Origin of the sequence: Phyllobacterium sp. 22229 (genome assembly GCF_052056495.1) — a bacterium.
In the GTDB taxonomy this organism is placed as follows: domain Bacteria; phylum Pseudomonadota; class Alphaproteobacteria; order Rhizobiales; family Rhizobiaceae; genus Phyllobacterium; species Phyllobacterium myrsinacearum.
This window is the reverse complement of sequence record NZ_JBQEPA010000048.1, coordinates 1-3,830: the sequence shown is the minus strand read 5'-3', so window position 1 is coordinate 3,830 and position 3,830 is coordinate 1. Positions and strand designations below refer to the sequence as shown.

Annotated in this window: 2 protein-coding genes and 1 pseudogene; 1 reads left to right on the top strand and 2 read right to left on the bottom strand. The window is 60.2% G+C overall.

Translation table 11 applies throughout. The features are described from left to right. Window positions 1–2,592, bottom strand: a 2,592-nt coding sequence (locus ACTJJ7_RS28000; RefSeq protein WP_440969494.1) for a hypothetical protein, incomplete at its 3' end; no start/stop codon positions are given. Between the two features lie 325 nt (window positions 2,593–2,917). After that, the gene (locus ACTJJ7_RS27995; protein WP_130268961.1) at window positions 2,918–3,112 is read right to left on the bottom strand and encodes a hypothetical protein; all 195 of its coding nucleotides are present in this window, start codon (window positions 3,110–3,112) and stop codon (window positions 2,918–2,920) included. Window positions 3,113–3,364: 252 nt separating this feature from the next. Here ACTJJ7_RS27995 and ACTJJ7_RS27990 point away from each other — a divergent pair. Then, window positions 3,365–3,830, top strand: a pseudogene (locus ACTJJ7_RS27990) (hypothetical protein); the annotation flags it as partial.

Genomic DNA, 3,830 nt, shown 5'->3' with positions numbered 1-3,830 from the left:
GACCGCATCGACAAGAACGATGTTCTTGATCTGCTCCTCATGCAGCTGCCTGTTCAGGCGGTCGGCCTCGGCCTGCGTCTGGGCTGCGGCCTGCTCGGCGGCCAGTTTTTCTGCCTTTTCGGTCCTGGCCGCTCCGGTCAGATCAAAACCGAGGCTGACGGTCTTGTCGGTATAGGCAAGCGTTGGCGTGATATAGTTGTAATCGGGCTCTATCTTTTCGAACCGCCCGGTCACGCCTTTTTCGGCCGTCAGAATGACAAAGTGCTTGTCAAACAGATTGCTGACCTGCTCTTTGCTCAGGGGCTGGGCGATACTCACGCCCTGGCTGTCCGTTTCGGCGTACTCTTCCGCCCGCACTTTGACGGTACCGCCGTGGAGATTTGCCTGTCCCTGCACCTCGAGCCTGCTCGCGCGCAAACCGTCATTGGCGATCTGCACGGTGTAGATGCTGTCCTTGTCGAAGGTGACATCGCCTGTTGCGGTGAGCGTGGCAAACCTGTACTTATTTGTGCCGGGATAGACCGTGCCGCCCGCACGCACCAGCAGATTGCGGACAGTGCCGGAACCATTGAGCACGCTGTTTGCACCGAGCGTGATGTCCCCGGCGGTTCCTTTGACAATTGCGTAGCTTGTCTGGCCGGCTGAATCACCGCCAGTCAGCGTGATGTCGCCCGCCCGTCCGCCGGTAAAGACACGCAATAGACCGCCATTGCTGACCGTGCTCTTGCCGGTGATTTCGCCGCGATCCTCGACGTCGGCAAAGCCGCCATTGACGGTGACTTCTTCGACCTGACCATCGTCATTGACCTCCAGCCAACCGCCTGAGTTGACGGCGACTTTGCCTGCCGTTGCCTGATCATAGACCTTCATCCAGCCGCCCAGATTGACGGTGCCCTTATCGATCCGGCTTTCCTTGCCGGAGATGACAGCGGCGCCGCCAATGCCACTGATGACATGACCGGCAGCATCAAAACCGTACGCCTCTTTGCCATTGACAGTGACCTCCTCCGCGGTGCCCCCGGCAAAGACATCCAGCTTGCCACCATTGTTGACGGTGATGGTGCCTGCCGAGACCTCGTCACGGACAGCCATCCAGCCGCCCAGATTGACGGTGCCCTTATCGATCCGGCTTTCCTTGCCGGAGATGACAGCGGAGCCGCCAACGCCACTGATAACAAGACCGGCAGCATCAAAACCGTACGCCTTTTCGCCATTGACAGTGACTTCCTCCGCGGTGCCCCCGGCAAAGACATTCAGCCAGCCACCCGAGTTGACGGTGATAGCGCCTGCCGTTGCCTGATCATAGACCTGCATCCAGCCGCCCAGATTGATGGTACCCTTATCGATCCGGCTTTCCTTGCCGGAGATGACAGCGGAGCCGCCAATGCCGTTTTCTCCCTTACTGTCCCATGCCTCTTTGCCATTGACAGTGACCTCCTCCACCTTGCTCTTGGTCCTGACCTCCAGCCAGCCACCATTGTTGACGGTGATGGTGCCTGCCGAGACCTCGTCACGGACAGCCATCAAGCCGCCCAGATTGATGGTGCCCTTATCGATCCGGCTTCCCGCGCCCGAGACCTCCGCAATGCCGCCAACGCCGACGACGCCAATGCCCCACGCTTTTTCGCCGTTGATGGTGATCTCCTCCACCTTGCTCTTGGCCTTGACCTCCAGCTTGCCACCCGTGTTGACTGTGATCGTGCCTGCCGTTGCCTTATCTTGGACTATCATCAAGCCGCCCAGATTGACGGTGCCCTTGTCGACCCTGCTTTCCGCACCGAAGACGTCCGCAATGCCGCCAACGCCAACGACGAAATGACCGTCAGCGTCAATGCCCCACGCCTTTTCGCCATTGACGGTGACCTCCTCCACCTTGCTCTTGGCCTTGACCTCCAGCTTGCCGCCCGAGTTGACGGTGACCGTGCCTGCCGTTGCCTCCCGTAGGACAATCATCAAGCCGCCCAGGTTAACGGTGCTCTTGTCGATTCGGCTTCCCACACGGAAGACCTTTACCACGCCACCTTTGCGCTTCTGATCGCCGGTCTTCGACTGCGTGCCGTTCACGATGACTTCATTGGCCGTTGCACCGGAATCAACAACTAAAACTGCCTGATCGTCGGGACCAATAACAATCGTTCCGGTTGCCTTGGCACGGCTACCCGTGAGGGTTAAGAAGCCAGTGAGCGCACCGTTTCCCTCACTGTTAACAGTACCGTTCCTCATCTGCCCTCTGACTACCGCCGAGCCGTTCACCGTGATATCGCCTAAAATCTTGTCTGCCCCGAATTCCTTTTCTTCACCACTTTTGACAGTTATAGCCTTCGCCTCGGCGGGCTGCTCCGGCACGGGCGGCTTCGCGTCAACGACGGGCTCCGGTGCGAGCTGCTCCGTGCCTCCAGCGGGCTGCTCCGGCGCGAGCTTCTCCTGCACGGGCGGCTTCGCGTCGACGACGGGCTCCGGCGCGATGGCGCAGGAGGCGCCGGACCCCATCACCAGCAAGGCGGCGCAGACGCTGCACAGGAGGTGGTTGCGGAAGATGGAAAGGGTGTTGGGACGTGCGGGTATAGCCGCAGCTGTGGCGTGAAAAGACATGAAATATAGCTCCAAATATACTGTTGGCTAAAATAAAATGCAGTCAAAAACGAATCGAAATCATGGACAATATCGGCCAATAGAGTCACAGAACGACACAGCGTTCAAGTCACACATGGCAAAAAGCGTGGCGTTTTGGCCTTGCTGTGGCAGAAAATCCATAAAATTACATGTTCAGGGTTGTGCCTGGTAAGTAAATTCTATCGCAGATAGCAGGCATCGGCGGCCACAATGCGCGACTGAGCCGGCTGCGATTGAGGGTTGTGCTGGAAAGAAAGGCACAGGCAGTGCGTGCAGCGCGGCGGCGGCCGTGCGCTGTCCGCCCCTAGCCCGGCTGGGGTGTGGGATCGAAAAACCGGCTGCCCGGCTTGTCCTTGTCGCGTGGGCGGGCGGCTTGCGCCGGGCGCTCATAGCGCACGCCGGGAAAAATCATGATCTGCGCGGTTGCCGGCCGCGGCCCGGATTTGGTTGCCATGCGCTGGCGCATGGCGCTGCTTGGAAAGGTAATGACAAACCCCATTTCATCCATCCGTTCGGCCTGTTGATCTCCTTGATACGCACACGCTCATGCTGGTCTTGGCATCCGGCCAAAGCGCCGGACAACGGGCTGCTTTGCGCCCCCGCGGGGGCTGCGGACCGGTTCCGGTCCGCTCGCGCGCGATCCTGCCGCGCATAATTTCATTAGACACCCGCAGGGTTAACGGATTGCTAACGCTTCATGGCTCATTTTAGGCATAGTTTGGCGCCGTGCGTGATCGAGTGGAGTGTGTTCGTGAAGTATCCTGAGTTTCGGGCACTTGAAGACCGCAATGGCGGCAGCAAGGCTGACGATCTCCTCACCGCATCGATCACCGCCTTCTGCTGCGTCGCACGACCGGCAAAGAGCGATGCCCAGCAGCTGGAGGATCTCGCCGTTCCGCTGCTCGCCCTCGCCTCGCCGCGCGTGCGCCGCCATGCCGCCGCTGCCCTGTCCGAAATGCCGCATGCGCCCAAACGCCTGATCCTGGCGCTGGCCGAGGACGACGTTGATATTTCAGCGCCGCTGCTGTTGCGCTCGCCCGTGCTCACGCCCGCCGATCTCATCGGCCTGATCGAGCGCCGGGGCATCGGCCATGCCCGCGCCATCGCCCGGCGCACGGTGGAGGACGCGGCGCTGCTGCACAATCCATTGAACGAGAAAGGCCCTGATCGAATATGGTTTCACCATCGCCGCACCGGAATTGCCGTTGTCCCAATCG